This is a genomic window from Arthrobacter nitrophenolicus, assembly GCF_000332815.1.
In the GTDB taxonomy this organism is placed as follows: Bacteria; Actinomycetota; Actinomycetes; order Actinomycetales; family Micrococcaceae; genus Arthrobacter; species Arthrobacter nitrophenolicus.
In genome coordinates, this window is the sequence record NZ_AOFD01000020.1 from 1 (window position 1) to 25080 (window position 25080).

At 67.4% G+C, this 25080-nt stretch carries 19 protein-coding genes and 4 pseudogenes; 6 read left to right on the forward strand and 17 right to left on the reverse strand.

Annotation, left to right across the window (positions count from 1 at the left end; genetic code table 11):
* Window positions 1-72 precede the first annotated feature (72 nt).
* The 3 genes and pseudogenes from G205_RS09065 to ku all read right to left on the reverse strand — a co-directional run bounded on the left by G205_RS09065 (window position 73) and on the right by ku (window position 2610).
* Entirely contained in the window at window positions 73-390 is a 318-nt protein-coding gene (locus tag G205_RS09065) for an SRPBCC family protein (protein ID WP_009357731.1), read from the reverse strand.
* Window positions 391-502: 112 nt separating this feature from the next.
* Window positions 503-1347, reverse strand: a pseudogene (locus G205_RS09070) (class I SAM-dependent methyltransferase).
* A 117-nt stretch (window positions 1348-1464) separates the two neighbouring features.
* A complete protein-coding gene (gene ku / locus G205_RS09075) occupies window positions 1465-2610 on the reverse strand; it encodes a non-homologous end joining protein Ku (protein WP_009357732.1) in 1146 nt (381 codons plus the stop codon).
* Between the two features lie 40 nt (window positions 2611-2650).
* On the opposite strand from ku, the pseudogene G205_RS24005 reads away from it, so the two are divergent.
* Window positions 2651-5166 (forward strand): annotated as a pseudogene (locus G205_RS24005) (ATP-dependent DNA ligase).
* A gap of 126 nt (window positions 5167-5292) precedes the next feature.
* On the opposite strand, the gene G205_RS09085 reads toward G205_RS24005, so the two are convergent.
* Window positions 5293-5547 carry a hypothetical protein gene (locus G205_RS09085; RefSeq protein ID WP_009357733.1) on the reverse strand — a complete coding sequence of 85 codons (255 nt, stop codon included), beginning with the start codon at window positions 5545-5547 and terminating at the stop codon, window positions 5293-5295.
* A gap of 611 nt (window positions 5548-6158) precedes the next feature.
* Between G205_RS09085 and G205_RS09090 the strand changes: the two genes are divergently transcribed.
* Together G205_RS09090 and G205_RS09095 are read left to right on the forward strand one after the other, a co-directional pair.
* Window positions 6159-7778 (forward strand): MFS transporter, encoded by a 1620-nt coding sequence (locus G205_RS09090; protein WP_009357734.1) that lies wholly within the window; start codon window positions 6159-6161, stop codon window positions 7776-7778.
* A gap of 214 nt (window positions 7779-7992) precedes the next feature.
* Window positions 7993-9114, forward strand: a complete 1122-nt coding sequence (locus G205_RS09095) for an FUSC family protein (protein WP_009357735.1) — start codon at window positions 7993-7995, stop codon at window positions 9112-9114.
* Here the strand turns inward: G205_RS09095 and G205_RS09100 are convergent.
* The 5 genes and pseudogenes from G205_RS09100 to G205_RS09120 form a co-directional block, all read right to left on the reverse strand.
* Window positions 9082-9855: an SDR family NAD(P)-dependent oxidoreductase gene (locus tag G205_RS09100; protein WP_009357736.1), complete on the reverse strand. Its 774-nt coding sequence runs from the start codon at window positions 9853-9855 to the stop codon at window positions 9082-9084. The two genes, G205_RS09095 and G205_RS09100, sit on opposite strands and share 33 nt — an antisense overlap.
* 31 nt (window positions 9856-9886) lie before the next feature.
* Window positions 9887-11683 carry an IucA/IucC family protein gene (locus G205_RS09105; protein WP_052014082.1) on the reverse strand — a complete coding sequence of 599 codons (1797 nt, stop codon included), beginning with the start codon at window positions 11681-11683 and terminating at the stop codon, window positions 9887-9889.
* A 56-nt stretch (window positions 11684-11739) separates the two neighbouring features.
* Window positions 11740-12309 (reverse strand): GNAT family N-acetyltransferase, encoded by a 570-nt coding sequence (locus G205_RS09110; protein WP_009357738.1) that lies wholly within the window; start codon window positions 12307-12309, stop codon window positions 11740-11742.
* Window positions 12306-13702, reverse strand: a pseudogene (locus G205_RS09115) (lysine N(6)-hydroxylase/L-ornithine N(5)-oxygenase family protein). The gene G205_RS09110 and the pseudogene G205_RS09115 overlap by 4 nt, the downstream one beginning before the upstream one ends.
* Window positions 13699-15299 (reverse strand): annotated as a pseudogene (locus G205_RS09120) (pyridoxal phosphate-dependent decarboxylase family protein). Before G205_RS09120 ends, G205_RS09115 begins: the two co-directional pseudogenes overlap by 4 nt.
* A 343-nt stretch (window positions 15300-15642) precedes the next feature.
* Here G205_RS09120 and G205_RS09125 point away from each other — a divergent pair.
* Entirely contained in the window at window positions 15643-15924 is a 282-nt protein-coding gene (locus G205_RS09125) for a hypothetical protein (protein ID WP_152419554.1), read from the forward strand.
* Between the two features lie 185 nt (window positions 15925-16109).
* Entirely contained in the window at window positions 16110-16523 is a 414-nt protein-coding gene (locus G205_RS09130) for a hypothetical protein (protein WP_235046840.1), read from the forward strand.
* On the opposite strand, the gene G205_RS09135 is transcribed toward G205_RS09130, so the two are convergent.
* The 7 genes from G205_RS09135 to G205_RS09165 form a co-directional block, all read right to left on the reverse strand.
* The gene (locus tag G205_RS09135) at window positions 16469-16798 is read right to left on the reverse strand and encodes a GNAT family N-acetyltransferase (RefSeq protein ID WP_035752594.1); all 330 of its coding nucleotides are present in this window, start codon (window positions 16796-16798) and stop codon (window positions 16469-16471) included. The two genes, G205_RS09130 and G205_RS09135, sit on opposite strands and share 55 nt — an antisense overlap.
* A complete protein-coding gene (locus G205_RS09140; protein ID WP_009357742.1) occupies window positions 16767-18071 on the reverse strand; it encodes an acyltransferase family protein in 1305 nt (434 codons plus the stop codon). The genes G205_RS09135 and G205_RS09140 overlap by 32 nt, the downstream gene beginning before the upstream one ends.
* A gap of 127 nt (window positions 18072-18198) precedes the next feature.
* The gene (locus G205_RS09145; RefSeq protein WP_009357743.1) at window positions 18199-18603 is read right to left on the reverse strand and encodes a DUF1304 domain-containing protein; all 405 of its coding nucleotides are present in this window, start codon (window positions 18601-18603) and stop codon (window positions 18199-18201) included.
* A gap of 48 nt (window positions 18604-18651) precedes the next feature.
* Complete coding sequence (locus G205_RS09150; protein ID WP_009357744.1) at window positions 18652-19503, reverse strand: class II fructose-bisphosphate aldolase; 852 nt, start codon at window positions 19501-19503, stop codon at window positions 18652-18654.
* Window positions 19503-20921, reverse strand: a complete 1419-nt coding sequence (locus G205_RS09155) for a GntP family transporter (protein ID WP_009357745.1) — start codon at window positions 20919-20921, stop codon at window positions 19503-19505. Before G205_RS09155 ends, G205_RS09150 begins: the two co-directional genes overlap by 1 nt.
* 176 nt (window positions 20922-21097) lie before the next feature.
* Complete coding sequence (locus tag G205_RS09160; protein ID WP_009357746.1) at window positions 21098-21997, reverse strand: NAD(P)-dependent oxidoreductase; 900 nt, start codon at window positions 21995-21997, stop codon at window positions 21098-21100.
* Window positions 21998-22080: 83 nt separating this feature from the next.
* Window positions 22081-23565, reverse strand: coding sequence for a four-carbon acid sugar kinase family protein (locus tag G205_RS09165; protein WP_009357747.1), 1485 nt, complete (start codon window positions 23563-23565; stop codon window positions 22081-22083).
* A 171-nt stretch (window positions 23566-23736) separates the two neighbouring features.
* Between G205_RS09165 and G205_RS09170 the strand changes: the two genes are divergently transcribed.
* The gene (locus G205_RS09170) at window positions 23737-24441 is read left to right on the forward strand and encodes a FadR/GntR family transcriptional regulator (protein ID WP_009357748.1); all 705 of its coding nucleotides are present in this window, start codon (window positions 23737-23739) and stop codon (window positions 24439-24441) included.
* Between the two features lie 15 nt (window positions 24442-24456).
* Here G205_RS09170 and G205_RS22665 read toward each other — a convergent pair whose 3' ends face one another.
* On the reverse strand, window positions 24457-25074 hold the full coding sequence (locus G205_RS22665) for a substrate-binding domain-containing protein (RefSeq protein WP_009357749.1): 618 nt from the start codon (window positions 25072-25074) through the stop codon (window positions 24457-24459).
* Window positions 25075-25080 lie beyond the last annotated feature (6 nt).

The following is a 25080-nucleotide window of genomic DNA, read 5'->3' on the forward strand; positions in this document are numbered from 1 at the left end:
GCTCGGTCATCCCTTGGAAGTCGACGGCGGCCGTTTGGTTTAACGCGCCTGCCCGCCTGGCGGGGACGGCGGTCAGCCGCGCTCGGCGATCGCCTTCACGTCGCCTACCAGCTTGTCCCACATGCCCTTTGAGTGTGCGGCTGCCTCTTCCGTGGCGTTGTTGTCCTGGGCAAGCGTGAGCCGGGTCCCCTGGTCCAGCGCCTCGAGGGTCCAGGTAAGGGTGTGGTAGTTCTCCGGGATGTCCGCGTCGCCGCTGAGCGGGCTGTAGTGGGTGTGGACCAGCCGCTGCCCGGGTTCCACTTCCAGGATGAAGCCTTTGTCCTCGTAGTCCCTGCCCTCCCACCGGCCGCGCCACACGATGGGCCCGCCCACGGTCCAGTCGGTGACCACGTCGCGCCGAACATGAACTCCTTGATGGCGGCAGGTTCGGTGATGACGTCCCAGACCCGACTGGCAGGAGCGTCGATGGTGACGGTCGAGGTGGCTACATGGCCGCCCGCCATCACTGCGCCTTCTTCGCCGTGAACAGGAGGTACTCCCATTCCATCTGGAAGGGGGTGTCGCCGTGGGCGTCGCCGAAGGAGTCGGCCAGTTCCGTGAGCGCGGCATCCAGTGCCTTGACCTTGTCCGGGTCCTCTCCGATGAACTTGTAGACCGAGATGGTGGGGCCGTAGTGGGACTTGAAGTAGCGGACGAAGTCGGCCGGCTGGTGGAAGCTGCGCACTGCGAGGGTCTGCTTGCGGGCCTTGGCATCGGTGATGCTGCCGCCCAGCAGCTCCCTGATGTAGTCCTCGGTGCCCCAGAGGGGCGCGGGCTGCGCGCCGGGCGGGGGCGGCGGCGCGAAGGGTTTCATGGTGGCGAACATCCGGCCGATGAATCCTTCCGGCGTCCAGCCCAGCAGTCCGATGGTCCCGCCGGGTTTGCAGACACGGACCAGCTGGTCGGCGGCTTTCTGGTGGTTGGGCGCGAACATGACGCCCAGGCATGACATCACCACATCGAACTCGGCGTCCCCGAACGGCAGCGCCTCGCGTCGGCCTCCTGCCAGTCCAGGCTCACTCCCCTGTTCGCCGCCTCCCGGCGGCCAGCCTCGAACAGCTCGGGGGTGAGGTCACTGGCCACGACTTTGGCGCCCATCATCGCCGCCGGAATGGCGGCATTGCCGGAGCCTGCCGCCACGTCCAGTACGCGGTGGCGGGACGTGATTCCGCAGGCTTCCACCAGGATGGCGCCAAGTTCCAGTAATAGCTCATCCGCCAGGGCCGGGTAATCCCCGGACGCCCACATGGCCCGCTGCTTCTGCTTGAGAGCCCGGTCCGCCTCCGCCGCTTCCGTTTGGTCGTTCATGTCCGCGCCCCTCTGCCGTTCCGTTCGGGATGACTGGCAGCACGCTGTGTGCACAGCGGAGGCTGCGATTCAGCCATTGTGGACGTGCGGGCACTGGCTGTAAAGGGACCTGCGGGATTATGCGGGTTTGCGGGCTTTGCTGGCGGCGGGCTTCGACGCCGTGGTCTTTTCTGCCGACGTCTTGGTGCCCGTGCTCTTGGTCCCCGCGGCCTTGGCCGCCGTCGTCTTCGAGGCTGCAGCCTTGGTGCCGGACGTTTTCGTGGCGGCCGGTTTGGACGCCGTGGACTTCGAGGCGGTGGACTTCGAGGCGGTGGTCTTCGCCGTCGTGGATCTTGCAGTGCCGGACTTGGTGGTTGCGGATTCCGCAGACTTCGCGGCGGAAGACGCGCGCGATCCCGAATCCCTGCGGGCAGGCTTGGCCGGCACCTCTTCTTCCTCTTCCCCGTCCGAGTCCCCGGCAGCGGCAGCTGCCCCGCCCCCGCGCTTCTTGTCCAGGCTCCGCTTCAGCGCCTCCATCAGGTCGATGACTTCGCCCTTGCCGCCTTCGCCCGCTTCCACGCCGAAGGTTGCTTCCGTATCCAGCGACTCCCCCTGCTCAAGCTTGGCCTCGATGAGCGTGCGCAACTGGACCTGGTAATCGTCAGTAAAGGATTCGGGATCGAAGTCCGCCGCCATGGACTCGACCAGCGCGGCGGACATCTCCCGTTCCTGGGGGGAGATCTTGATGGACGTGTCCAGGGCGGGGAAGTTGGCTTCGCGCACCTCGTCCGGCCACAACAGCGACTGCAGGACCAGGACGTCGTCCTTGATGCGCAGCGCGCCCAGCCGCGTCTTCTCCCGCAGCGCGAACTGCACGATGGCCACCCGGTCCGTGTCCTCCAGCGCCCGGCGCAGCAGCACGTACGCCTTGGGCGACTTGGAATCCGGCTCCAGGTAGTAGCTCTTCTCGAACATCATGGGTTCCAGCTGCTCGGACGGGACGAACTGCACCACCTCGATCTCGTGGCTGTTCTCCGCAGGAATGGACTTGAGCTCATCCTTGGTGAGGATCACCGTCCGGCCGTCTTCCTCGTACGCTTTCTCGATGTCCGAGTAGTCGATGACCTCGCTGCACACCTCGCACCGGCGCTGGTAGCGGATCCTTCCGCCGTCGGCATTGTGAACCTGGTGCAGACTGATGTCATGATCCTCAGTGGCGCTATAGACCTTGACGGGCACGTTGACCAGCCCGAATGCAATGGCACCCTTCCAGATGGCTCTCATTCCTACAGTCAACATCAGTCCGGGCCGGAGGTGAAGACCCATGCCCGCGGGTAAGGAGCGTGTCCGGGTGGCGGGCCGCGAACTCACGCTCACCAACCTGGACAAAATCATCTATCCGCAGACCGGAACCACCAAGGCGGACGTCCTGGCCTACTACGCCGCCGTGGCCCATGTCCTGATTCCCGCCGCCGCCAACCGGCCGGCAACCCGGAAACGCTGGGTCAACGGGGTGGGCACCGCGGAGCATCCCGGCGAAGTGTTCTTCCAGAAGAACCTCGAGGATTCGGCCCCAGGCTGGCTGCCGCGGGCCGCCGTCACGCACAAGGACCGGACCATCTACTACCCGCTGGTCAACGACGCAGCCACATTGACGTGGTTCGGCCAGATCAACTCGCTGGAAATCCACGTGCCGCAGTGGTGCGTGGATTCGCACGGCAACCAGCTGAACCCGGACCGCCTGGTCCTGGACCTGGACCCGGGTGAGGGCGCGGGCCTGCCCGAATGCCGCGAGGTGGCCCTGCTGGCCCGGTCCATCCTGGAGGACGTGGGGCTGGACCCTGTGCCCGTCACCAGCGGCAGCAAGGGCATCCACTTATATGCGCCGCTGGACGGGACCCAGAGCTCGGACCAGATCTCCGCCTTCGCCCGGGAACTCGCCCGCGCCCTGGAGGCCGACCATCCGGACCTCGCCGTCAGCGACATGAAGAAGACGCTCCGGAAGGGCAAGGTGCTGGTGGACTGGAGCCAGAACAACGCCGCCAAGACCACCATCGTGCCGTACTCGTTGCGGGGCCGGCCCACGCCCATGGTGGCCGCGCCACGGACGTGGCGGGAGATCAGCTCCAGCCGGCTGAAGCACCTGGACTACCACGAGGTCCTGCGCCGGGTGCAGGACGGCAAGGACCCGTTCGCCGCCGTCGTCAGCGCGTCCGGGCAGCCGGCCAACTCCCCCTCGGGCGCCGGTGCCCACGGAGGATCGAAGCACGGCGGGTCCAAGCACAGCAGGCCGACGCAGGGCGGGTCAGCGGCGGGCTCCGACGGGCACGACGCGAATCCCCGCCTGGCCAAGTACCGGTCCATGCGTGATCCGAAGGCCACGCCGGAGCCCTTCAGCGGCGCGGCGGGAAGCGGCGACGCCTTTGTCATCCAGGAGCACCACGCCAGCAGGCTGCACTACGACCTCCGCCTGGAGCACGACGGCGTCCTGGTGTCCTGGGCCATCCCCAAGGGCGTCCCCGAATCCGGGGGCAAGAACCACCTGGCCGTGCAGACCGAGGACCACCCGATGGACTACCTCACGTTCCACGGCACCATCCCCAAGGGGGAATACGGTGCCGGTGAGATGACCATCTGGGATACCGGCACCTATGAGCTGCATAAGTGGATCAACGGCCGCGAGGTCATCGTCACCCTCCACGGTTCGGAGGGAGGCGGGCTGGGCAGTCCAAAGAAGTTCGCGCTGATCCACACCGGCCGCGGCCAGGGCAAGGATGCCGAGGGGCAGTGGCTTATCCACCTCATGGACAAGGAGCAGGCAGGCGGACGACGGCGGTACGCGGCCCCCGCGGACGCCATCACCGAGCAAGCGCCGCCCCCTCCCCCACAGATTTCAGCCCCATGATGGCCACTGCCGGCGACGAGGCAGACCTGCAGGGCAGCAACTGGCAGTTCGAGCTCAAGTGGGACGGAGTGCGGGCCATCCTCGTGGCCGACGCACAGCGCGTCCGCATCTTCAGCCGCAACGGCAACGACGTCACCCGCACCTACCCCGAGCTCACGGACCGTTCCTGCTGGCCGGAGCAGCCCTTCGTGGCCGACGGCGAGATCGTCGCCGTCGGCGGGGACGGCAGGCCCGACTTCGGGCTGCTCCAGGGACGCATGAAACTCAACCGGCCTGCCGACGTCGCAAAAGCCCGCACTGCCATCCCGGTCCGGCTCGTCCTCTTCGACCTGTTGTCCGACGGCGGAACGGACCTCCGCCGGCTGCCGCTCAGCAAACGGCGCGAGCGGCTGGAGGGGTTTTACCGCCCGTCCGGCTGCCCCGTGGATCTCTCGCTCGTGCTGGACGACCGGATTGACCACATCCTGGAGAGCGCGCGCGAGCTGGGGCTCGAGGGTGTCATGGCCAAGCGGACGGACAGCCGATACGTGAGCGGGCAGCGGACCCGCACCTGGATCAAGCTCAAGATCGAACAGACCCAGGAAGTGGTGGTGGGCGGCTGGCGCCCGGGCAAGGGCGGCCGCCAGGACACGGTGGGATCGCTCCTGGTGGGCATCCCCGACGGCGACAAGCTGCAGTACGTGGGCCGGGTGGGCAGCGGGTTCAGCACCCGCGAGCTCGCCGAACTCCGGCAGACGGTGGAGCGGCTGGCCAGGAAGACGTCGCCCTTCCACGAGGTCCCCCGCCCCGATGCCGCGGACGCGCACTGGGTGGCGCCGCAACTGGTGGGTGAGGTGACGTACAGCGAGTGGACCGGCCCCGGACGGCTGCGGCATCCACGGTGGCGCGGCTGGCGGCTGGACAAGGATCCGTCCGAGGTAGTCCGCGAGGCGTGAGGCGAACCGGCAACGCGAAGAATCATCCGCGACACGAAAATTTGTCCCCGGCACGAAAATTGCCTGGCGCCCCCAAATAATGGGATCGCCAGGCAATTTCCGTGTCGATAGCTGCTGCGGCCGGCCCTAGGACGAGTGCGGCATCTGCGGCCTGCTGGTGCGGTGCACGGCCGTCACCGCTGCCTCGTGGCCCATCCGTCCCTGTCCGGAGCCGCGCTCCTTCGGGTGCCGGCGCTTCCCGTTGCCGTCCGGCCACGAGGCCTGCTTGGGCATTGCGGTCCTGCCGGCCATCGCCGGTCCGGGCAGGTCCGGGGCGTTCATGGCCGCCGCCAGGTGGTCTGCCAACTCGGGTTTGATGTGGGTTTCACGGTTGTCAGCCATGTGATCTTCCTTTCCGCAGTGAACTGATGTGTTGCCCGGCGGCCGGCGGCCCCCGGGGAACCGCTGGACGTGCCAGCGGAGTTGCGCAGCCGGCCTGCTGCCGGGACATCCCCGGCTCACGGTGCGCAGGCCTGAAAGGAACGGCGGGGTGCAGCCGGACTCTGTCCGGGCACACGGGTCCGCCTGCTTAAGAAGAAGGTTTTTCCATTGCTCCACCATAGGCACCCGGCAGCCGCCTGTGAACCCCTTTGCACCCGGTTTTGGAAAGCACGACGGCGGCGTCCGGGCCGGGCCGGAATCGCAGCCTTTAGGGCGGGCAGGAGAGCGTGGCCCCGGTCACACTCACAGTGGGGACGTCCGTCAAAAGCGGCTGGAAAGGCCCCTGCGCGGAAAAAGATTTGGTAACGATGGCCACATGGGCGCATATTCCCTGTAATGGCGCGGGAAAAGCCGGGAAACGGCACCGCAAACAGCGCGCTCAAACGGGCCCAAAAGGTCGATCCTACGGCATTCGGGGGCCGCGCGCCATGGAAATCCCGTAAAATTGAAGGCCTGCCCAGAGCGGGGCAGCTACAAGTCGCAAGCAAATGACCTCCACAGGAGTTGCCCAAATGCCCACAGACCGAAGCATGACCGACTCTTCAGCAGGCGCCAGGAACGCCAGCGGAACAGACCTGACAGCCCACAAAGCTGCGAAAAAACCACGCCGGCTGCCGCGCCGCCGGCTCAAGGAATCCGACGTCAACGTGGTGAACCAGCCGATGCTCAAGAAAGCACTCGGCGGAACCATCGTGGGCAACACCATGGAATGGTACGACGTAGGCGTCTTCGGCTACCTCATCACCACCATGGGGCCTGTCTTCCTGCCGGAGTCCGACCCCACCACGCAGACCCTGTTCCTGCTCGGAACCTTCGCTGCCACCTTCATCGCCCGTCCCCTGGGCGGCGTGATCTTCGGCTGGATGGGCGACAAGATGGGCCGGCAGAAGATCCTTGCCGCCACCCTTATGCTGATGGCCGCGAGCACGTTCGCCATCGGCCTGCTGCCCGGCTACGCGCAGATCGGGCTGTGGGCTGCCGGCCTGCTGGTCCTGCTCAAGATTGTCCAGGGCTTCTCCACCGGCGGCGAATACGCCGGTGCCACCACCTTCGTCAGCGAGTACGCCCCGGACAAGCGCCGCGGCTTCTTCGCCAGCTTCCTGGACATGGGCAGCTACCTGGGCTTCGCCCTCGGCGCCGCACTGGTCTCTGCCCTGCAGCTGGGGCTGGGACAGGCCGCCATGGAGGAATGGGGCTGGCGTATCCCGTTCCTGGTTGCCGGTCCGCTGGGCCTGATCGCTATCTACTTCCGGAGCAAGATCGAGGAGTCGCCGCAGTTCCAGGCCACCCTGGACGCCCAGGAGGACATCGCCAAGAACGCTGCCGCCTCCGATGACGCTGCTGCCAAGGGTCCGGTGGGAATCGTCAAGGCCTACTGGCGCTCCATCATCGTCGCAATGATCCTGGTGGCCGCCGCCAACACGGCAGGCTACGCCCTGACCTCCTACATGCCTACCTACCTCACCGAGTCCAAGGGCTATGACGAGGTGCACGGCACCCTGCTGACCATTCCGGTACTGGTGGTCATGAGCCTCTGCATCCCGCTGACGGGCAAGCTGTCCGACCGGATCGGCCGCCGGCCGGTGCTGTGGATCGGCGCGCTGAGCACGGTCATCCTGGCCACTCCGGCCTTTATGCTTATCGGCATCGGTGAAGTCTGGTCCACCCTGGCCGGCCTGGCCCTGATCGCCTTCCCGGTGACGTTCTACGTGGCCAACCTTGCCTCGGCGCTGCCGGCGCAGTTCCCCACGTCCAGCCGCTATGGCGCCATGGGCATCGCCTACAACTTCTCGGTGGCCATCTTCGGCGGCACCACCCCGTTCATCGTGGCGGCCCTGATCAGCGCCACCGGCAACGACATGATGCCTGCCTACTACCTGATGGGCACCTCCCTGGTGGGCGCCGTGGCCATCTACTTCCTGAAGGAATCAGCCCAGCGTCCGCTCCCGGGCTCCATGCCCAGCGTGGACACCCAGGACGAGGCCAAGGAACTGGTGGCAACCCAGGACGAGAACCCGCTGATCGACCTGGACGAGCTGCCGTTCGAAACCCAGGACATCCAGGACTCCGTTGCCGCCGGCAAGGACTCCCCGGACAACTCCACGGAGAAGAAGGTTCCTGCCGGGGTCTAGCCCCTCTTGTAGCCCGCGCTCACAAGGCCCGTCCTGCATGCCTCCTTGGGGGAGGCATGCAGGGCGGGCCTTCGCCGTGTCCGGGGACTGCGGCACGCGGATGTCCTTGTATGACCGCCCGCCGCCCGCGGACATGACTCCCGGGCAAGCCCGGGATAATTTCCGGGGGGACCGGGAGAAAACCAGGCAGCGGAAAAGACAGGGACGGTAGGACATGAAGCGCGTAGCGGAGCAGGTGCGCGCCCTCCACCGGCTGGAACCCGCCAGCAATGACCACCTGGCGGCGCTGCGGGTGGCCGCGGGGGTGGCGATCCCCTCGCTGCTCCTCCTGGCTGCCGGCCGGACGGACCTGATCATGTACGCGGTGTTCGGCGCACTGACCGGTATGTATGGACGGGCCGAACCGCACCAGCTGCGGCTCATCCACCAGGCCCAGGCTGCACTCGTGCTCCTGGGCGGCGTCACCGTGGGCGTTGTCCTGTCCGTCAACCACCTGCACTCCTGGTGGCTCGTGGCGGTGGAGGCCGTGCTCGCAGGACTGGGATCTGCCTATTCGGACCGGGTCCGGCTCCGGCCCAACGGCCCGTTCTTTGGCATCCTCGCCCTGGGCGCCTGCGCATCCGTTCCCATGGCGGTTCCCTGGTACGCCGCGCTGCTGATCGCGGCCGGCTCCGCCGCGTTCTCCATGGTTATCGGCTTCGGCGGCTGGTTCCGCCGCCGCACCTGGCAGCCGGGCGCCACAAGGAACCGGCAGGCCGGGCCAGGCCGCCGGGAGATGCTTACCCACGCGGCGAGGTATGTGCTGGCCGTGGGAGCGGCCGGAACACTCGGCGTCCTCAGCGGCAGCGGCCACCCGCACTGGGCGATGGCTGCGGCCGCCGTTCCCCTGGCGGGTGCAGACCTCCCCAGCAGTGTCCGCCGCGGCATCCACCGGATTGTGGGGACGTTCGTCGGGCTGGCGGTCACCGCCGTCGTCATTCTCCCGGAGCCGTGGACACTCACCGGGCTGTTCCCCGGGCAGCAGGCCATCCTGCTGGCAGTGCTGGTAATCCTGTTCCAGTTCACCACCGAGCTGTTCATGGCCCGCCACTACGGCTTCGCCATGGTGTCCTTCACGCCCGTCATCCTGCTGATGACCCAGCTCGCGTCACCCATCGACCCCGCGCTTCTGATCCTGGAACGCGGCGTGGAGACCCTGGTGGGGGCGCTGGTGGGAATCCTGGTGGTCATTGCGGTGCGCCGGTCCGGCACCCGGAGCCCCGCCGCCCTGCTGGGCCTGGGGACCCACGTCCGGCTTCCGCCCCTATTTCGGCTTCCGCGCGGGTCCCGCCACTAGCTTCGCCGGCGCCACCCGCGCCACCGCAGCCACCAGCTTGTACCTCTTGGACGGGATGGACACCGGCCGGCCGCGTTCGTTGTCCGCCAGGCCCTCGCGCACCACGCGGTCCGCGTGCAGCCACGCCCAGGAGGGGGCCACCGACTTGTCCATGCCCATCCGGTCGTGGAATTCGGTGTGGGTGAAGCCGGGGCAGACGGCGGTGACCTTGATGCCCTGCTTGCGGTACGCCAGGTTGGCCCAGCGGCTGAAGCTCACCAGCCAGGCTTTCGCCGCGGAGTAGGTGCCGCGCGGCAGGAACGCGGCGATGCTGGCCACGTTGATGATCCTGCCGCTGCGGCGTTCCAGCATGCCTTTGAGTGCGGCGTGCGTCAGCACCATGGCGGTTTCGCCGTGCAGTTTCAGGTGCTTCTTCTCCTCCGAGATGCGGTTGTCCTCGAAGTTGTGCAGCAGCCCGATTCCGGCGTTGTTGACCAGGAAGCCCACCGGCCGCTCCGGATCGGCGAGGCGTGCGACGACGGCGGCCACTCCGGCGTCGTCCGTCAGGTCGGCGGGGAGCACCTCAGCGGTGATCCCGTAGCGCCGTTCCAGGCCCGCCGCGGCTTCCTCGAGGCGGGCCCGGTTCCGCGCCACCAGGACCAGGTTGGTGCCCTGGGCGGCGAGCTGGCGTGCAAACTCGGCGCCCAGGCCCGCGCTGGCCCCGGTGATCAGTGCTGTGTTTCCGGAGGTTCTAGCCGTCATGCTGCAAGCCTAGCCACCTGCCGGGGCATCCTCAGGCGAAGCGGGCCAGCGGGTTCGCCAGGCGTCCGGCCATCTGCAGTCCTCCGGACGGGTCCGTGAGATCCAGCATCTGCTGGTTATTCCGGAGCTGGAGCCGGTTCAGGCAGGACAGCTCGAAGTCCGCCGCGAAGAGGTCGTGCCGGGCGAACTGGTCCGCAAGCTCCGGATGCTGCTCCTGGTACTCCTTGACGGCCGCGGCAGCGGTCCGCCAGAACTCCTCCTGGTCCAGGGTTCCCGCATCCTCCAGCAGCGCCGCCATGAACCGGAAGATGCAGTCGAAGATGTCCGTGAAGATGGCCAGGACTTTTTCGCCGTCCGGGATGGCGGCCTTGATCCGGGACACCTCGTCCGGAAGGTCCAGCCGGTCCCCCATCACCACGATTTCCTCGGCAATGTCCTTCATGACGGCCCGCACCGGCACCCCGTCCTGGAGGACCAGGATGACGTTCTCGCCGTGCGGCATGAAGGCCAGCTCGTACTTGTACAGGCAGTGCACCAGCGGCACCAGGTACGCCTCGAAGTAGCGGCGCAGCCAGTCCGCGGGGGCCAGCCCGGAGCGGTCAATCAGTGCGGACACCATCGGCAGGCCCTGCGCATCAACGTGCAGCAGTGAGGCCATGGTGGCCAGCTGCTGGCCGTCCCGGAGCAGTGGCAGCGGGCTTTCCCGCCACAGGGCTGACAGCATTTTCCGGTAGGGCGACCCGCTGGCCGAGCCGGCCTCGTAGTAGCCGTTGTGGTAGCCGAGGGCGGCGATCTCGCCGATCATGGTGAAGCCCCGCTGCTGCAGGGCACCGTCCGCCTCGATCAGGTTCCGCAGCCAGTCGTTGATGGCGGGTGTGGCCTTCATGTACTGCGGCGACAACCCGCGCATGAAGCCCATATTCAGCACGGACATGGCCGTCTTGACGTAGTTCCGCGCCGGGGCGCTGGTGTTGAAGAACGTCCGGATGGACTGCTGCGCCTGGTACTGGTCCGTCCCCGTCCCAAGGTAGACGATGCGCTGGCCTGCTATTTCAGCCGCGAACGTCACGGTGAGCTTGTTCTCCCACTGCCACGGGTGGACAGGCATAAAGAAGTACTGCTCCGGGTCGAGGCCCTGCAGCTGCAGTTCGCTGGTGAAGTCCACTGCCAGCGGGCCGAGCTCGGCGTCCAGGTGCGCCCGGTAATCCAGCCCGGCGCTTGAGGTGAAGACCGCGTGGCTGCGGTGCACGGCGATCCATTCCAGCTGCACCGCCGCGCCGGTTTCCGGGGCGAAGGCGTGGTAGTCGCTGATGCCAAAACCCAGCCGGCCGTTGTTGGCCACGAAGCAGGGGTGGCCCTCGGTCATGCTCCGCTCGATGGCCTGGAAGTCGGCGGCAACGTCTGCCCCGCCGGTGATTCCGGCCGCGAGTTCCGCGGCGGACGGCTGGCCGGCCCACTGCTTGTACGCATGGCTGGCCAGGGTGCTGCTGATTTCCTCCAGGTAGACGGGGAGCATCTGGATGTTGATCCCCAGGTGCCCGTGGAACGCCGTGATGAAGCCCAGCACGTCCAGCGGCGCTTCGGTGCCGTCCTGGAAGTAGCGGATGGAAGCGGCATCGATGGACCAGTGCTCCAGCTCCAGGACGCGGGCTGCGAACCGGTACTCGTGGGTTCCGTCGCCGCTGCGCAGGCGGTAGCTGCCGGGCTCGCCGTCCACCGGTTCGGGCGTGAGGATCCGCTCGTGCGAGAACTCGGCGAGCGCCTTGCGCAGGAGGTGCCGGTTGGCCCTGCTCCAGCGCTCCGCATCCAGGTGCGGAGCGGCGTTCATGGTGCCGGCGCCGGGGGTGTGGCGGCGGGCGGGTGCGAAGGTGTTGGCCTGGACAGTCACAGTGATGCTCCCTGCGGAACGGGGGTGGAAAGAGTGTCTAGTGCCGCCCTGGCGGCAAGGTAGTCGGTGCGGGTGCAGAAGCTGAGCAGGGCTTCCTTGTCCGGCAGGGTGACCAGCCCGGCGGCCTGGAACCCGAGCCGTTCGTTGAGGGCGTGGATCCTGGTGTTCCGGGCATCCGGTTCCACCACCACCCGCTCCACCTCCGGCCGGTCAAACAAGCGGCCGAGGACGGCGTCCATCACCGCGGTGGTGTAGCCGGATTCGGGGTTTCCCGACGGCGGCGCAACCAGCAGGTGCATTCCGACGTCGCCGGGCTGGACGGCGTACCGGCCGGCCAGCGGCGAGGACTCCGGCAGGTACTCCTCCATCAGGAAGGCGGGGACGCCGCCGTCGAGCCCCAGCAGGGCGTGGTGGTGGCCGCTCGACTGGATTTTGGCGTACTCCTCCGCCACGTCAGCCACGCTGGCGGACAGCATCCCCCAGAACGAGGCGTACGGCCGGGTCACCCAGCTGTGCAGGAGCGGCGCGTCGGCCTGCGCGTCCAGGCAGCGGAACGTGAACCTCATGCGGGCACCTCCGCTTCAACGCCCGAAACCGTACCCGGCACGGCAGCACCGGCCGGGGAACCACCGGCCGGCACTGCGGCGGCCGGCGAACCGAACTGCTGGAACGCGATGCTCCGCTCCACGGGATAGACCTCGCGGCCGGTGATTTCCCGCAGGATGCAGGAGTTGCGGTAGGCGCCCATGCCCAGGTCCGGGGTCACGAAGCCGTGGGTGTGCAGCTCCGCGTTCTGAACGAAAATCTCACCGGGAACCACACCGGTGCTGTAGTTCCGGTCCACGTCGAACCTGCCGGCGCTGTCCCGGGCTATCCGGTCCTGCACCCCGGCCAGGAACGCCGGCTCCCGGTAGCCGTAGCCGGTGGCGAACACCACCGCTTCACTGTCCAGGGTGTAGGAGGCGCCCTGTTCGCCGTGGTGGAACTGCAGGGTGTGCGTGCCGGCGGCCGGGTCCCACTGCGCGCCGGTCAGGGTGGAGTGGGTCAGCAGCTGGCTGTTGACCATGCCGGAAAGGCTCTTGGCGTAGAGCAGGTCGTAGATCGCATCGATCAGGTCCGAGTTGATCCCCTTGTAGAGGTTCTTCTGCGTCTTGTTGAGGTGGTCCCGGCGCTCCTGCGGCAGTCCGTGGAAGTAGTCCACGTACTCGGGCGAGGTCATCTCCAGGGTCAGCTTGGTGTACTCGAGCGGGAAGAACCTGCCGGAGCGGGTCACCCAGTTCAGCTGGTAGCCATGGACGTCGGCTTCCTGCAGGAGCTCGTGGTAGATCTCGGCGGCGCTCTGGCCGCTGCCCAGGATGGTGATGCTGCGCCGCTGCTGCAGCTCGGCTTTCCGGGCCAGGTAGTCGGCATTGTGGAAGGCCACTCCCCCGCTCCTGTCCGCAGCACCGGCAACGATGTCGGCGCCTGCTTCCGGCACATACGGGGACGTTCCGGTTCCCAGCACCAGCCGCCGGGCGAACAGCACCTCCGTCCCGTCCGGACCCGACACCGTCAGGCGGTACACGCCGCCGTCGTACGCCGTATCCAGCACAGCCGTGCCAAAACGGACGGAGGCCAGCTGGCCCGCCACCCACTGGCAGTACTGGTTGTACTCGGCACGCAGGGGGTAGAAGTTTTCCCGGATGTAGAAGCGGTACAGCCGGCCCGTCTGCTTCAGGAAGTTCAGGAAGGAGTACGGCGAGGTGGGGTCCGCCAGGGTGACCAGGTCTGCCATGAAGGGCACCTGAAGATGGGCGGGTTCCAGCATCATCCGGGATGCCAGTCAAAGGACTCGCGCTGTTCCAGGAAGATGCCCTCCACCCCCTCCACCGGCTCGGTGAGTGCGGCGAGGCCCAGGTTGAAGGGCCCGACGCCGATGGCGGCGAAGTCGTAGATCCTGCGGTTGTCATGGGTGCTCATGCGGATACCTCGCTCTGCAGCAGTCCGGCGCCGGTGGTGCGGAGGAGTCCGATGATTTCGGCGATGTCCTCGAGCGTTGCCTCGGCGTTGAGGAGGGTGAATTTCAGGTAGTGCCGGCCGCCCACCTTGGTGCCGGCAACCACGGCCTGGCCGGACGCGAAGACGGCCGCCCGGATGGCGGGGTTGATGGCGTCGGCGGTGTCCTCGGACAGCCGTTCACCGGTGTCCAGGACGGGCCGGTAGCGGAACACCAGGGTGCTGAGCTGCGGTGCGGCGGCGAGCTCGAAGTCGTCGTCGGCCTCGAGGAGGGAGCCCACGCGGGCGGCAAGGTCGATCGCCTCGTCGAACAGGGCCCCCACGGCGTCCGCACCCATGATCCGCAGGGTGAGCCACAGCTTGAGCGCGTCGAACCGGCGCGTGGTCTGGATGCTCTTGTCCACCTGGTTGGGGATGTCGGCCAGGGCGGCGCTTTCCGGGTTCAGGTAATCGGCGTAGTAGGTGATGTGGCGGAGCATGGCGGACTCGCGGACCAGGAGCGCGCTGGAGCTGACCGGCTGGAAGAAGGTCTTGTGGAAGTCCACGGTGACCGAATCCGCCAGGCGGGTGCCGTCCAGCAGGTGCCGGTAGCGTCCGGAGACCATCAGTCCGCCGCCGTACGCGGCATCGATATGAAACCATGCGCCGTAAGCCTTGGCGAGGGCGGCGAGGTCTGCGAGCGGGTCCACCGCGCCGAAGTCCGTGGTCCCTGCGGTGGCCACCACCGCCATGGCGGTCAGGCCGGCACCCTGGCTTCCGCCATGGCCTCGGCGAGGGCCGCGGGGTCCATCCTGTGGTCGGGGGTGCAGGGGATGCTGATGACGGCGTCGAAGCCGAGGCCCAGCATGGAGGCTGACTTCTGGATGCTGAAGTGGCTGTCCGCCGAGGTGAAGATCCGCAGGGTGTCCAGCAGGGCCGGGAGGCGGAGGCCGCTGCGGGCCGGATCCTGCCGGAGCCCGGCAACCGCGTGGTTCCGCGCGATCAGCAGCGCCTGGAGGTTGGACTGGCTGCCTCCGGAGGTGAAGATGCCGTCCGAGTTGTCGCCCAGGTTCAGGCGCTCCGCCGTCCAGTCGATGAGGCGGCGCTCGATCATGGTGGCGCCCGCGCTCTGGTCCCACGTGTCCAGCGAGGAGTTCACCGCGGACAGGATGGCCTCGCCCACCAGGGCGGGGATCACCACGGGGCAGTTGAGGTGGGCGGCGTACTTGGCATCGTGGAAATAGATGGCGTCCCGGAGGTAGACGGCCTCGAGTTCCTGGAGCGCGGCCGCGGTGTCCGGGAGCGGTGCATCCAGGTCCACGGCGCCCACGCGCGCCTTCATTTCCGAAGGCCCGACGCCGGTGAACGGCCTGGTGGTGCGCTCCAGTTTGGTGGCCACCGCGTTGACGCCCTGCAGCACCTGCGCCACATAGCGGGGCGAGTTCCGTGCGTTGAACAGGTGGTTGGTTGCCCCCAGCGCGAGTTCCACCCGGGAGCCGAAGTCCTGCCCCGGCGGCTCGGGTTTTGTGTCCACACCGCTGCTGCGGTGGTCATCCACGGGTAACTCGTCAAGGCGGGGCATCAGCGACACTCGTCTTCCTTCGGTCAGGAGCTGGGGGAATTACAGAGGTAAGCCTTACTTAGGTGACCCTTTTAATCAAACTTTTGTGCTCTATTTCTCTTCAGCCCCGGAATTTCAAGGGTTCCGCCGCTCCTTCGTGCGTCATTGACTGGCACGCAGAGGGGGATCTAGCGCAAAATGCCCCTTCCGACGGCCGGAGGCGGGCAGGGCGCGGCCTGGCGGGCTTGCAGCTAGGGTGGACTCACGGCAGCACTGACCGCTGCGTCGAGATTTGGGGGAAGCAATGGAGCAGGCACCGTCGCAAGCCATCGGCTTTCGGGAAGTGGACCGGGACGGGAATCCTATGCCTGAGGACAACGAACAGGCAGCCCGCAACACCGAAGGCGGCAGCACGCCCGCCATCAACCCGTTCATCGCCGCCCTATGGCTCCTCACCGTCATACTCATTGGCGGCGGGGCGTGGATTTTCGCCAACGCGGACACCTTCGCGGGCCCGGGCAGCGGCGGCATGCCGGCGCAGTTCCTGGTGTTTACCTTTGCACCCTATGCGGTCTTCGCGGGGATTGCAGCGCTCATCAGCCTGCTGCTATGGCACGCGCTGCAGTGGCAGCGCAAGCGGGCGTAGGCAGCAGCTTCCGAGCGGGGCAAGGGCAGGAAACCGGCCTCCCCGGCATGTGTCGCGGGCCACAGCGGATTTGCCCGTTCATTAGTAAGCATGCTTAGGTAATGGGGTAAATGAACCTCCGCAAGCAGTTCGCGGCGGGGCTGCCAACGCCGGCAGCCTCGTGAAGAAGCCCAAGGATGAACATCATGGCCACCGCTACCGAAGACCAGTTGACGGCGTTTGGGGAACGCACGCTGGGAGACCTTTCTCCCGTGGAACCCCTCCAGCCCCTGGATATGGAATTGATGGTCACCCTGAATTCGCGCATGCATTGCCGCATGCCCATGGAGCGCATTGACCCCGATGAGCTTCCCGTCCGCCAGCCCGTCTACGTTGACGGAACGGGCGTTGTACCCATCGGCATGTCAACTGTTCCCGGGAACGTAGTGACGTACCGCTGCGCCTGCGGCTTCACCATCGATGACCCCGCGTCGGCGCAGGCGCAAGCGCGCAGGCCCTCGCCAGCTGACCTGCGTCCAGGCGCACAGATCTACTGGTCCGGCTGCTACCCCTCCGGCCAGTCGACGAACTGCTCGTACCCCTCGTGCTTGCGCAGGTAGCCGGAGATGAACGGGCAGTGCGGAATGATCCGCTTGCCCGTGGCCACCACGTCGTCCAGGGCGAAGTGGGCCAGCACCCTGCCCAGGCCCCGGCCTTCGAAGTCCTGGCTGGTTTCGGTATGGGTGAAGTCAATATGCCCGGGCAGGTCCCGGAAAAACGACTGCACGGCCAGCTTGCCCCCTACCAGTAGCTCGTAGCGGTGCTGCGCATCGTTGCGCCGCAGGGTGACATCGGGGGCGAACCTATCCTCGGTGGACATCGTGTTCTCGGTCATGGTTCGACACTGGCACTACTTCACCCCGCTGGCAATGCCACAGCAGCAGCATTAGGGCAGCGGCGAAGCAGGCTGCGCCCGCACCCAGCAGTCCCAGCGTCAGGCCGCTGAAGGCCGCGGCCGCCACCGGAAGGAAGACCACGACGACGGCGGCGACCACCCTGGCGGGCCGGCAGCGGGTGCCGGGAACCGTCGTCGGACGTTCCTCCAGCCGGCCAAAGGCCGCCACGGCGGCCAGCAGCAGGAGGACCAGCGCCAGCAGGACCAGGGGCCGCGCCCACCACCACTCCGCCGTGCCGGAGGCGGGCTTGGGGAACGGGGTGAGGAGCAGCAGCCCCGACATCCCCACCAGCAGCGGCAGGTGCCACAGATACACCGTCAGGGAGCGGCTTCCTGCCACCGTCATGAGCCTGCTGACCCACCCCACGGAGCACACCGGGACCAGCACTGGCCGCGCCAGCTCCAGGAGGGCCGCCTGCGTGATGCCCAGCAGGAGCAGGCAGAGGTTGGGCGGGTTGAGGTTGACCAGCATATTGCCCGGGTAGAGTCCCAAACCCGTAACTGCGCCGAGGACCAGATTGGCACCCAGGGCAACGGCCAGCAGCCCGGAACGCGACACCCTGGACCAGTGCCCGCCAGCCAGCAGGAAGCCCACCTGCTGGACGGCGCACCACAGGAACACCAGGTTGGCGTGCGCCAGCCCGGGAAGCGCCCCGCGGAGGCAGTCAACGGTTACCACCAGCGCGGTCAACGCCATGAACGTGAGCCAGGGGGCGCGGGTGTGCAGGGCGGCGAGGAGCGGAATATTCAGCTGGGCGGCAAGGTATGCGGCCAGGAACCACAGGGGCATGCCCGCGCCGGCCGCCATCAGCTGGACCACCTGCGGATGCACACCCAGCAGCGCTGCCGCGCCCAGTGCCACGAACATTACCGCCAGCAGCGCGGTGGCGGGGCGGACCAGGCGCAGGAGCCTTGCCCGGACAAATTGGGATGCAGTTCCGCCGCCCTCGCTGAGCCGCCGCCAGGACTGCAGGCCGGTAATGCCGCCGGTCACGAAAAACAGCGGCATGACCATGAAGATCCAGATGACCGGAACAAACCAGTCCTGCTCAGCGAGGGTGTTTTGCGTTGTCACCGTGCCGTCGGGGTGCAGGACGGGGCTCACCATCATGCAGTGGCCCATTACCACCAGGGCCAGGCAGACGAAGCGCACAAGGTCGATGGCGGCGTCGCGGCCCTCAGCCGGAGCCGGGCGAGGCTTCCCGCTGCTCACAGCACCATTGTGCGCCTGTTGCGTGTGGTGTTAAAGGGTCACGAGTTTTGTCCAGATACGGTGGCTTCCGCGCCTCCCAACCCGCCAGATCTGGACAAAACTCCTGACTGAGCGGGCAGGAGCGGCTCTACTGCGCCAATGCGAGCAGGCCGAGGACGACGGCGAACAGCGGCAGGGTCCCTTGGGTGGCAGCGGCCCGGAGGTACTTCCGGCCGGTGGAAACCAGGACCAGCGCGGCCAGCAGCATGGAACCGCAGCTCGCGAAAATCAGGGTCCAGCCCGCCACGGACTGCGCCGAGCCCTCGGACCCCAGCGCCACGCAGGCTATGCCGATCAAGGCCCCGGCAGCCAGGAACAGGTTGTAGAAACCCTGGTTGAAGGCAAGCGGCCTGGTGGTCTCGGCGTCGGCCTGCGAAGCCACGCCGAAACGCCGCCAGGTGGCCGGTCGCGTCCAGGTCAGCGACTCCATGGTGAATATGAAGACGTGGAGCGCCGCCGCCAGGAAGGCAAAAAGGAGGGAGGCCAGGATCATTGCTTGATCCTAGCCTCCCCCGATTCCGGCTACCGGCCAGCCCCACGGCTACCGCGTGAGCGTGGCCAGCGTTCCGGCGGCGAAGTCCTTGGCGGTCCTGGTCCAGTGGCCCAGGAGCGCCTGCAGGTTTTCGCCGTCGGCGCGGTGGCCGGGCAGCTGTTTCTGCAGGGTGGCCAGGACGCCGGTGCGGAGCTCGGTGTTGAAGTTGACCTTGCCCACGTTCATGGCGGCCGCCTTCACCAGCTCCTCCGCCGGGATGCCGGACGCTCCGTGCAGCACCAGCGGGATGTGCGTCCTGACGGCGATGTCCTGCAGGACGTCCCAGCGCAGCTGCGGATCGCCCTTGTACTTGCCGTGGACATTGCCGACCGCCACGGCCAGCAGCTGGGCACCGGTCCGGGCGACGAAGTCCTCCACCTGGGCGGAATCGGTGAGGCCGGCCACGGAGGCGCCGGACTTGTCGGCGCCGAAGGCACGGTCCTCGTCGCCGGCGAGGTCGCCGAGTTCCGCTTCCAAGACGACGTCGGGACCAAGCAACGCGCGGGCGGAAACCACAAGCGCGATGTTGTCCTCGTAGGGAAGCGAGGAACCATCAGCGAGGACGGAATCCGCCCCCGCCGCGACGGCGTCGGCCATCACGTTCAAGTCCATGGCATGGTCAAGCTGCACTGCAACGGGCACGGACGCGGCGTCCGCCAGCCCGCGCAGTGCTGAGATGAGGCGCAGGCCGTTGGGGGTGGCGGCGGTCTTGGGCGCCACCAGCAGGATGGCGCCCAAGCCGGATTCCTCCGCGGCGCCCACCACTGCCAAGGCGGTGGTGAAGTCGTAGCAGGTGAACGCGGGGACGGCCGAGCCCTGCTGCAGGGCGGAGGTGACCAGGTGGTCCAGACGGGTGCGCATCAGACGCCCAGGCCTCCCACCAGGATCCAGGCGACGAAGGTCAGCGCGAAGCCTGCCAGGCCCAGGATGGTGGTCAGGACGGTCCAGGTGCGGAGCCCGTCAGCAACCGAGAGCCCCAGGTACCGGGTCACGATCCAGAAGCCGGAGTCGTTGACGTGGCTGAGGCCGAAGGCGCCGAAGCCGATGGCGATGAGGATCAGCGCGGTCTGGATGGGCGAGAAGCCGCCGTCGGCCACGGAGGCGGCCAGCAGGCCTGCCGTGGTGATGATGGCAACCGTGGCGGAGCCCTGGGAAGCGCGGAGGATTGCCGCAAGGATGAAGGCCATCACGATGACCGGCAGGCCCGCGGTCTGCAGCCCCTCGGCGAGTGCCTTGCCGATGCCGGAGACGGTGAGGACCTTGCCGAAGACACCGCCGGCGCCGGTCACCAGGATGACGATGGCCGTGGGGGCCAGCGCCGAATCCATCACTTCGCCGGTGTGCTGGGAAGACCAGCCGCGGCGGATGCCCAGGAAGTAGTAGGCAAGGCCCAGGGCAGTCAGCAGTGCGATCAGCGGGGCGCCGATGAATGCAGCCAGCTGGGCGGGGAAGGAGTCCTTGGGCAGGATGACGGCGCCGACGGTGCCCACCATGATCATGAGGATCGGCAGGACGATCAGGGTGATGATCATGGCCGGGCTGGGGGCAGTCCGGACCTCGGTCTTGACGGCAACCTTGGACGTGCCCTGGGCGGCTTCCTGTTCAATCTGCGAGTTTCCGGTGCCGAAGAGGCGGAACTGCTCGGCGGTGGCGGGCAGCATGGAGAACTCGCGGCGGTTGAGCTTGCGGGCAACGAAGTAGCCCAGGACACCCACCGGAATGCACAGCACCAGGCCGAGGATGGTGGTCCAGCCAATGTCGGCGCCGAGGATGCCGGCGCCGCCCACCACGCCCGGGTGCGGCGGAACAACAACGTGGATGGCCAGCATGATGGCACCAACGGGCAGGCCGATCTTGACCGGGTTGACGCCTGCCGCCTTGGCGAAGCCGTAAATGATGGGGATCAGGATGATGAATCCGACGTCGAAGAAGACGGGGATCGCCAGCAGGAACGCGGCCGCGGTCAGGGCTGCGATAACCCTGCGGGGTCCGAGCAGCTGGGTAAATTTCCCGGCCAGCGACTGCGCACCGCCGGAAATTTCGATCATCTTGCCCAGCATGGCGCCGAGGCCCACCAGGATGGCCACGGAACCGAGCGTTCCGCCCATGCCTTCGGTCACGGTCTTGATGACATCCGGCAGCGGAATTCCCGCGACCAGCGCCACGGAAACGCTGACCACCAGCAGGGCCAGGAATGCCGGAATCTTGAATTTAATGACGGCCACCAGGAGCAGGGCGACCCCTGCTGCTGCTATGGCCAGAAGAGCCAGTGCGCTCATCGTGCGTCTCCTTTGACATCGCCAGTTAAGCCTAGCGAGCTTGGCAGGTGCGGCGACGGCGGAGGGGGGACCGCCGTCGTCGTACCTCTTGGGGGAAGAGTTTTTGGTCAGATATGGCGACTTGGACGGACGTTAGGCCGCTTTATCTGCCAAAAACTCGATGGGGGTGGAACGGGTTACTTGGTCCGCTTGGTGGGGGCGACCACCTTGATGACGGCGGAGTCATCGGCGGCGGCGAGTCCCTGGGCCTGGCCCAGGAGGTAGAGCTGCTCGGCGGCCGCGGCAACCGGGGCCGCGAGCCCGGCCGCGCGGGTGGCTTTGCCCACGATGCCCATGTCCTTGACGAAGATGTCCAGGCGGGACAGCACCTCGGCACCTTCCTCGTTGTAGGCCTCGAGGATCCGGGGGCCGCGGTTGGACAGCATGAAGGACCCGGCCGCGCCGGCTTCGAGGGCGGCGAGGGTCTTGGCCTGGTCCAGGCCAAGCGCGTCGGCGAGGGCCATGGCCTCCGCTGCGGCCGCGATGTGGACGCCGCAGAGAAGCTGGTTGACGGTCTTGAGGGCCTGGCCGTCGCCGGGCTTGTCGCCCACCACGGTCAGGGTGGAGGCGAGCAGTTCCAGCGCGGGTGCTGCCTTTTCGCGAGCCTCCGGGGAGGCCCCGACGACGATCAGCAGGTCGCCTTCGCCGGCGCGCTTGGGCCCGCCGGACAGCGGGGCGTCCACCAGTTCCACGCCGTATTCGGCAAGCTTCTCCACCGTGGCGGGGATGGCATCGGTGCCCACCGTACTGCCGAGGATGACGACGGCGCCCGCCTCCAGCACGGAGGCCACGCCGTTCTCGCCGAAGAGGACGTCGTTGAGCTGGTCGCCGTTGCGGACGGCCAGCAGGACAGCGTCGGCACCCTTGGCGGCTTCGCGGGCGCTGCCGAAGGTGGCGATGCCGGCTTCTTCAGCGAGCTTCAGCCGCGGTTCGGCGATGTCGAAACCGTGGACGGTCAGCTGGGAGGCGAGCCGGGTGGCCATGGGCAGGCCCATGGCGCCGAGGCCCAGGACGGTGACGGTGTAATTGCTGGTCATGGTGTTCTCCGTTGAAGGTTGACGGCGGTTCGGTGATTGGGCTTGTCGAAATCCGGTTTCGACGGGCTCAACCACCGGAAGGACTAGAAGGTGTTGCTGAGCTTGCGGGTGACGTCGGCGAGGGACTGGTCGTCGCCCACGTTGCCGGCGAAGACGATGTACGGGATGCCCTTGGCGGGGCCGTCCACCGGTTCCCAGAGGCTGACGATGCCTGGGAGCATGGGGCCGCGGACGATGGCGTGGCGGATTTCCAGGCCGTGCGCGGCGACGTCTGAGGAGGTGATGCCGCCCTTGGCGATGACGAACCGCGGCGGGAAGGTTTTCAGGGTGCGGTTGACTACGGCGACGACGGCGGCGGAGACGGTGCGCGCGATCCGCAGGCTTTCGGCGGGGTCGTCTGTCTTGATCAGCAGGCGGCTGGTGTGGACGATGACGTCGCCGCCGCGGAGGGCTTCGACCACCGTGTCCACGGTCAGGTCCAGGTGGGAAGCGGCTTCCGCCTCGCCGGCCAGGAGCTTTTCGACGTCGATCTCGACGATGCGCGCGGCGCTGTGCTGTTCGGTCAGGGCCTTGAGCTGCCTGGTGGTAACGCCCACGTGCGAACCGACCACGATGAGGCCGCCGGCCTCGGACGGGGTGTTGCCGGCGTAGGCTTCGGCGCCGGTCAGCTCGGTACGGATTTCCTGTCCGATCCGGGCGCGGCCGAACGGAGGGCCTACCCGGTAGAGGAGCTTCTTGCCCCGGCGTTCCGCTTCCTCAAGGCCCAGGGCCAGGGCGCGGAGGTCGTTTTCGCTCACAATGTCGGCCACGATCGGGGTGGAATCGGCGGCTCCTTCGATGGCGTCGGCGATGGCCTTTGCGGAAATCGCAGGGTCCTGTGCCGCGGCGCCGGCCCGGATGGTGTTGAGGTCCAGGACGATGACGGAGTCCGCTGCAAAGCGGCCCTGCGACTTTTCCGCCACGTAGTCCGCCATGACGGAGGTGCCAAAACCGAAGGTGGCGTCCCTGGCGAACTCCGTCTCGGAGACAGGCGTCAGCGTTCCTGCGGATTCACCGGTGCCGCGCATGTAGTGCACCCCGCCGATGGTGACCCGGCCGGCGTCGGGAAATGCCGGGACCAGGACCACACCGTCGGTGCCCTCGCCGCTTACCTTGGCAACGGTGGTGGCGATGACGTCGGGTTCCAGGGGGTAGTGGCCGCGGAGGGTCGAATCGCTGCGGCTGACAAACCCCAGCCGGAGCGTGTCCGGAGAGCCGGCAGCGGCGAGCGCGTTGCGGACCACTTCCTCGTTGCGGGCGGCTGCTTCGGCGGGGTCCAGGCTGCGGGTGTTGGTCAGGACGTAGACGGCCGGCTTGGACTGGCCAAAAGCCCAGGTGAAGTCCTCCACGTCCCAGCGGGTGAGCACGGGGAGATCGGCCACGGACTGCGTCCCGGTGGGGTCGTCGTCGAGCACCACCAGCACGCGGGGAACCTCGGCGTTGGACGCGGCCAGCGTGTCTGCCACGAGGCTGGCGGGGATCTGTACTTCCGCTGGGTAGGCGGCCAGAACATCTGCTTCAAGCGTCACAGTGCACTCCGTTGTGTAGTAATCCGGGCGGCGGATCGTCAATTTTCGAATCTGTAAGATGTCTGACATCTTGCATTTGAATGCTAGTGTGGCATACGACATAGAGACGCGCAAGTAGACTTGTCAGACATATCCGCCGGGCAGAGGCCACGGCAAGGATCGGGGGCAGGAATGGCAAGGAAATCGCTGGTCGGCGTCGTGGCCGACGAGCTGCTGGACCGCATCATCGAGGGCGAATTTCCGCCCGGGGCCACCGTCCCCGGCGAACACGAGCTTAGCGCCCGCCACGAAGTCAGCCGGATGACCGTGCGCGAGGCCATGAAGACCCTCCAGGCCCAGCACATCCTCAGTGTGGAACGCGGCCGCGGAACGTTCGTTAACCCGTTGAGCCGCTGGACGTCCCTGGAAGCCGTCCTTCGGGCAGCATCGGAAGGCAAGAACGAGGCCGAAGCCTCCGTCCAGCTCATCGAACTCCGCCGCATGCTGGAAACCGGAGCATGCGAGCTGGCGGCCGGCCGCATCTCGGAGCCGGACACCGAGGCGCTGTTTGCCTACATCTCGGCCATGAAGGCAGCCCATGAAGTCAACGACGTCGCAGCGTTTGTCGAGGCCGACCTCGCCTTCCATGACGTCATACTGCGCGCGTCCGGCAACGTTTTCGTGTCCGTGCTGTTCGAACCGCTGCACCGGGTCCTGGAGAAGCGCCGGGCGGAAACATCGGCGGTGCCGGAAATCCAGGTGCACGCCATCGGACACCACCAGAACATCGCGGATGCGCTGCAGGCACGTGACGCCACAAAGGCGCGCCAGGCCATGGATGCGCATATGCAGCAGACGCTGGACGACTTGAAAACCCTGGTGTTGGGCAGCAAGTAACCCCCAGGCAGAAGGTCAGGAGGCCGGCGGGGCCGTGGTCCCGCGGACCACCAGCTCAGTGGCCACTTCCAGGGCGGTGGGCGCCATGGCACCCGGCTGGTCCTGCTGTTCCGTGAGCATGCCCACGGCCATGGATGCCAGTTGCGCCAGCGGCTGCCGGACCGTGGTGAGCGGCGGCGACATCAGCGCCGCCTGTGCGATGTCATCAAAACCCACAATGCTGAGGTCCCCCGGCACATGGAGGGAACGCTGCCCCGCCGCGTTCATCACCCCGATGGCCTGCAGGTCGCTCCCCGTGAAGATCGCCGTGGGCGGCTCGGGGAGGTCCAGTAGGTCGGCACCGAGCCGCATGCCGGACTCGATACTGAAGTCGCCGTCGCGCACCAGCTCCGGCAGGACGGGCAGGCCCGCCTCGTGCAGTGCCGCCGCGTAGGCAGCGTAGCGGGCACGCCCGTGGCCCGGACTGTGCTTGCGGCCGGTGATGATGCCGATCCGCTGGTGCCCCAGGGAGAGCAGATGCCCGACGGCGGTCAGTGCGCCGGAGAACGACGCCGGACTGACGCTGGGGATGGGCAGGTCCCCCGCGCTTTCGGGGTCGATGGCCACCGCCGGGATCTTGAGCGTCCGCACCATGCCGAC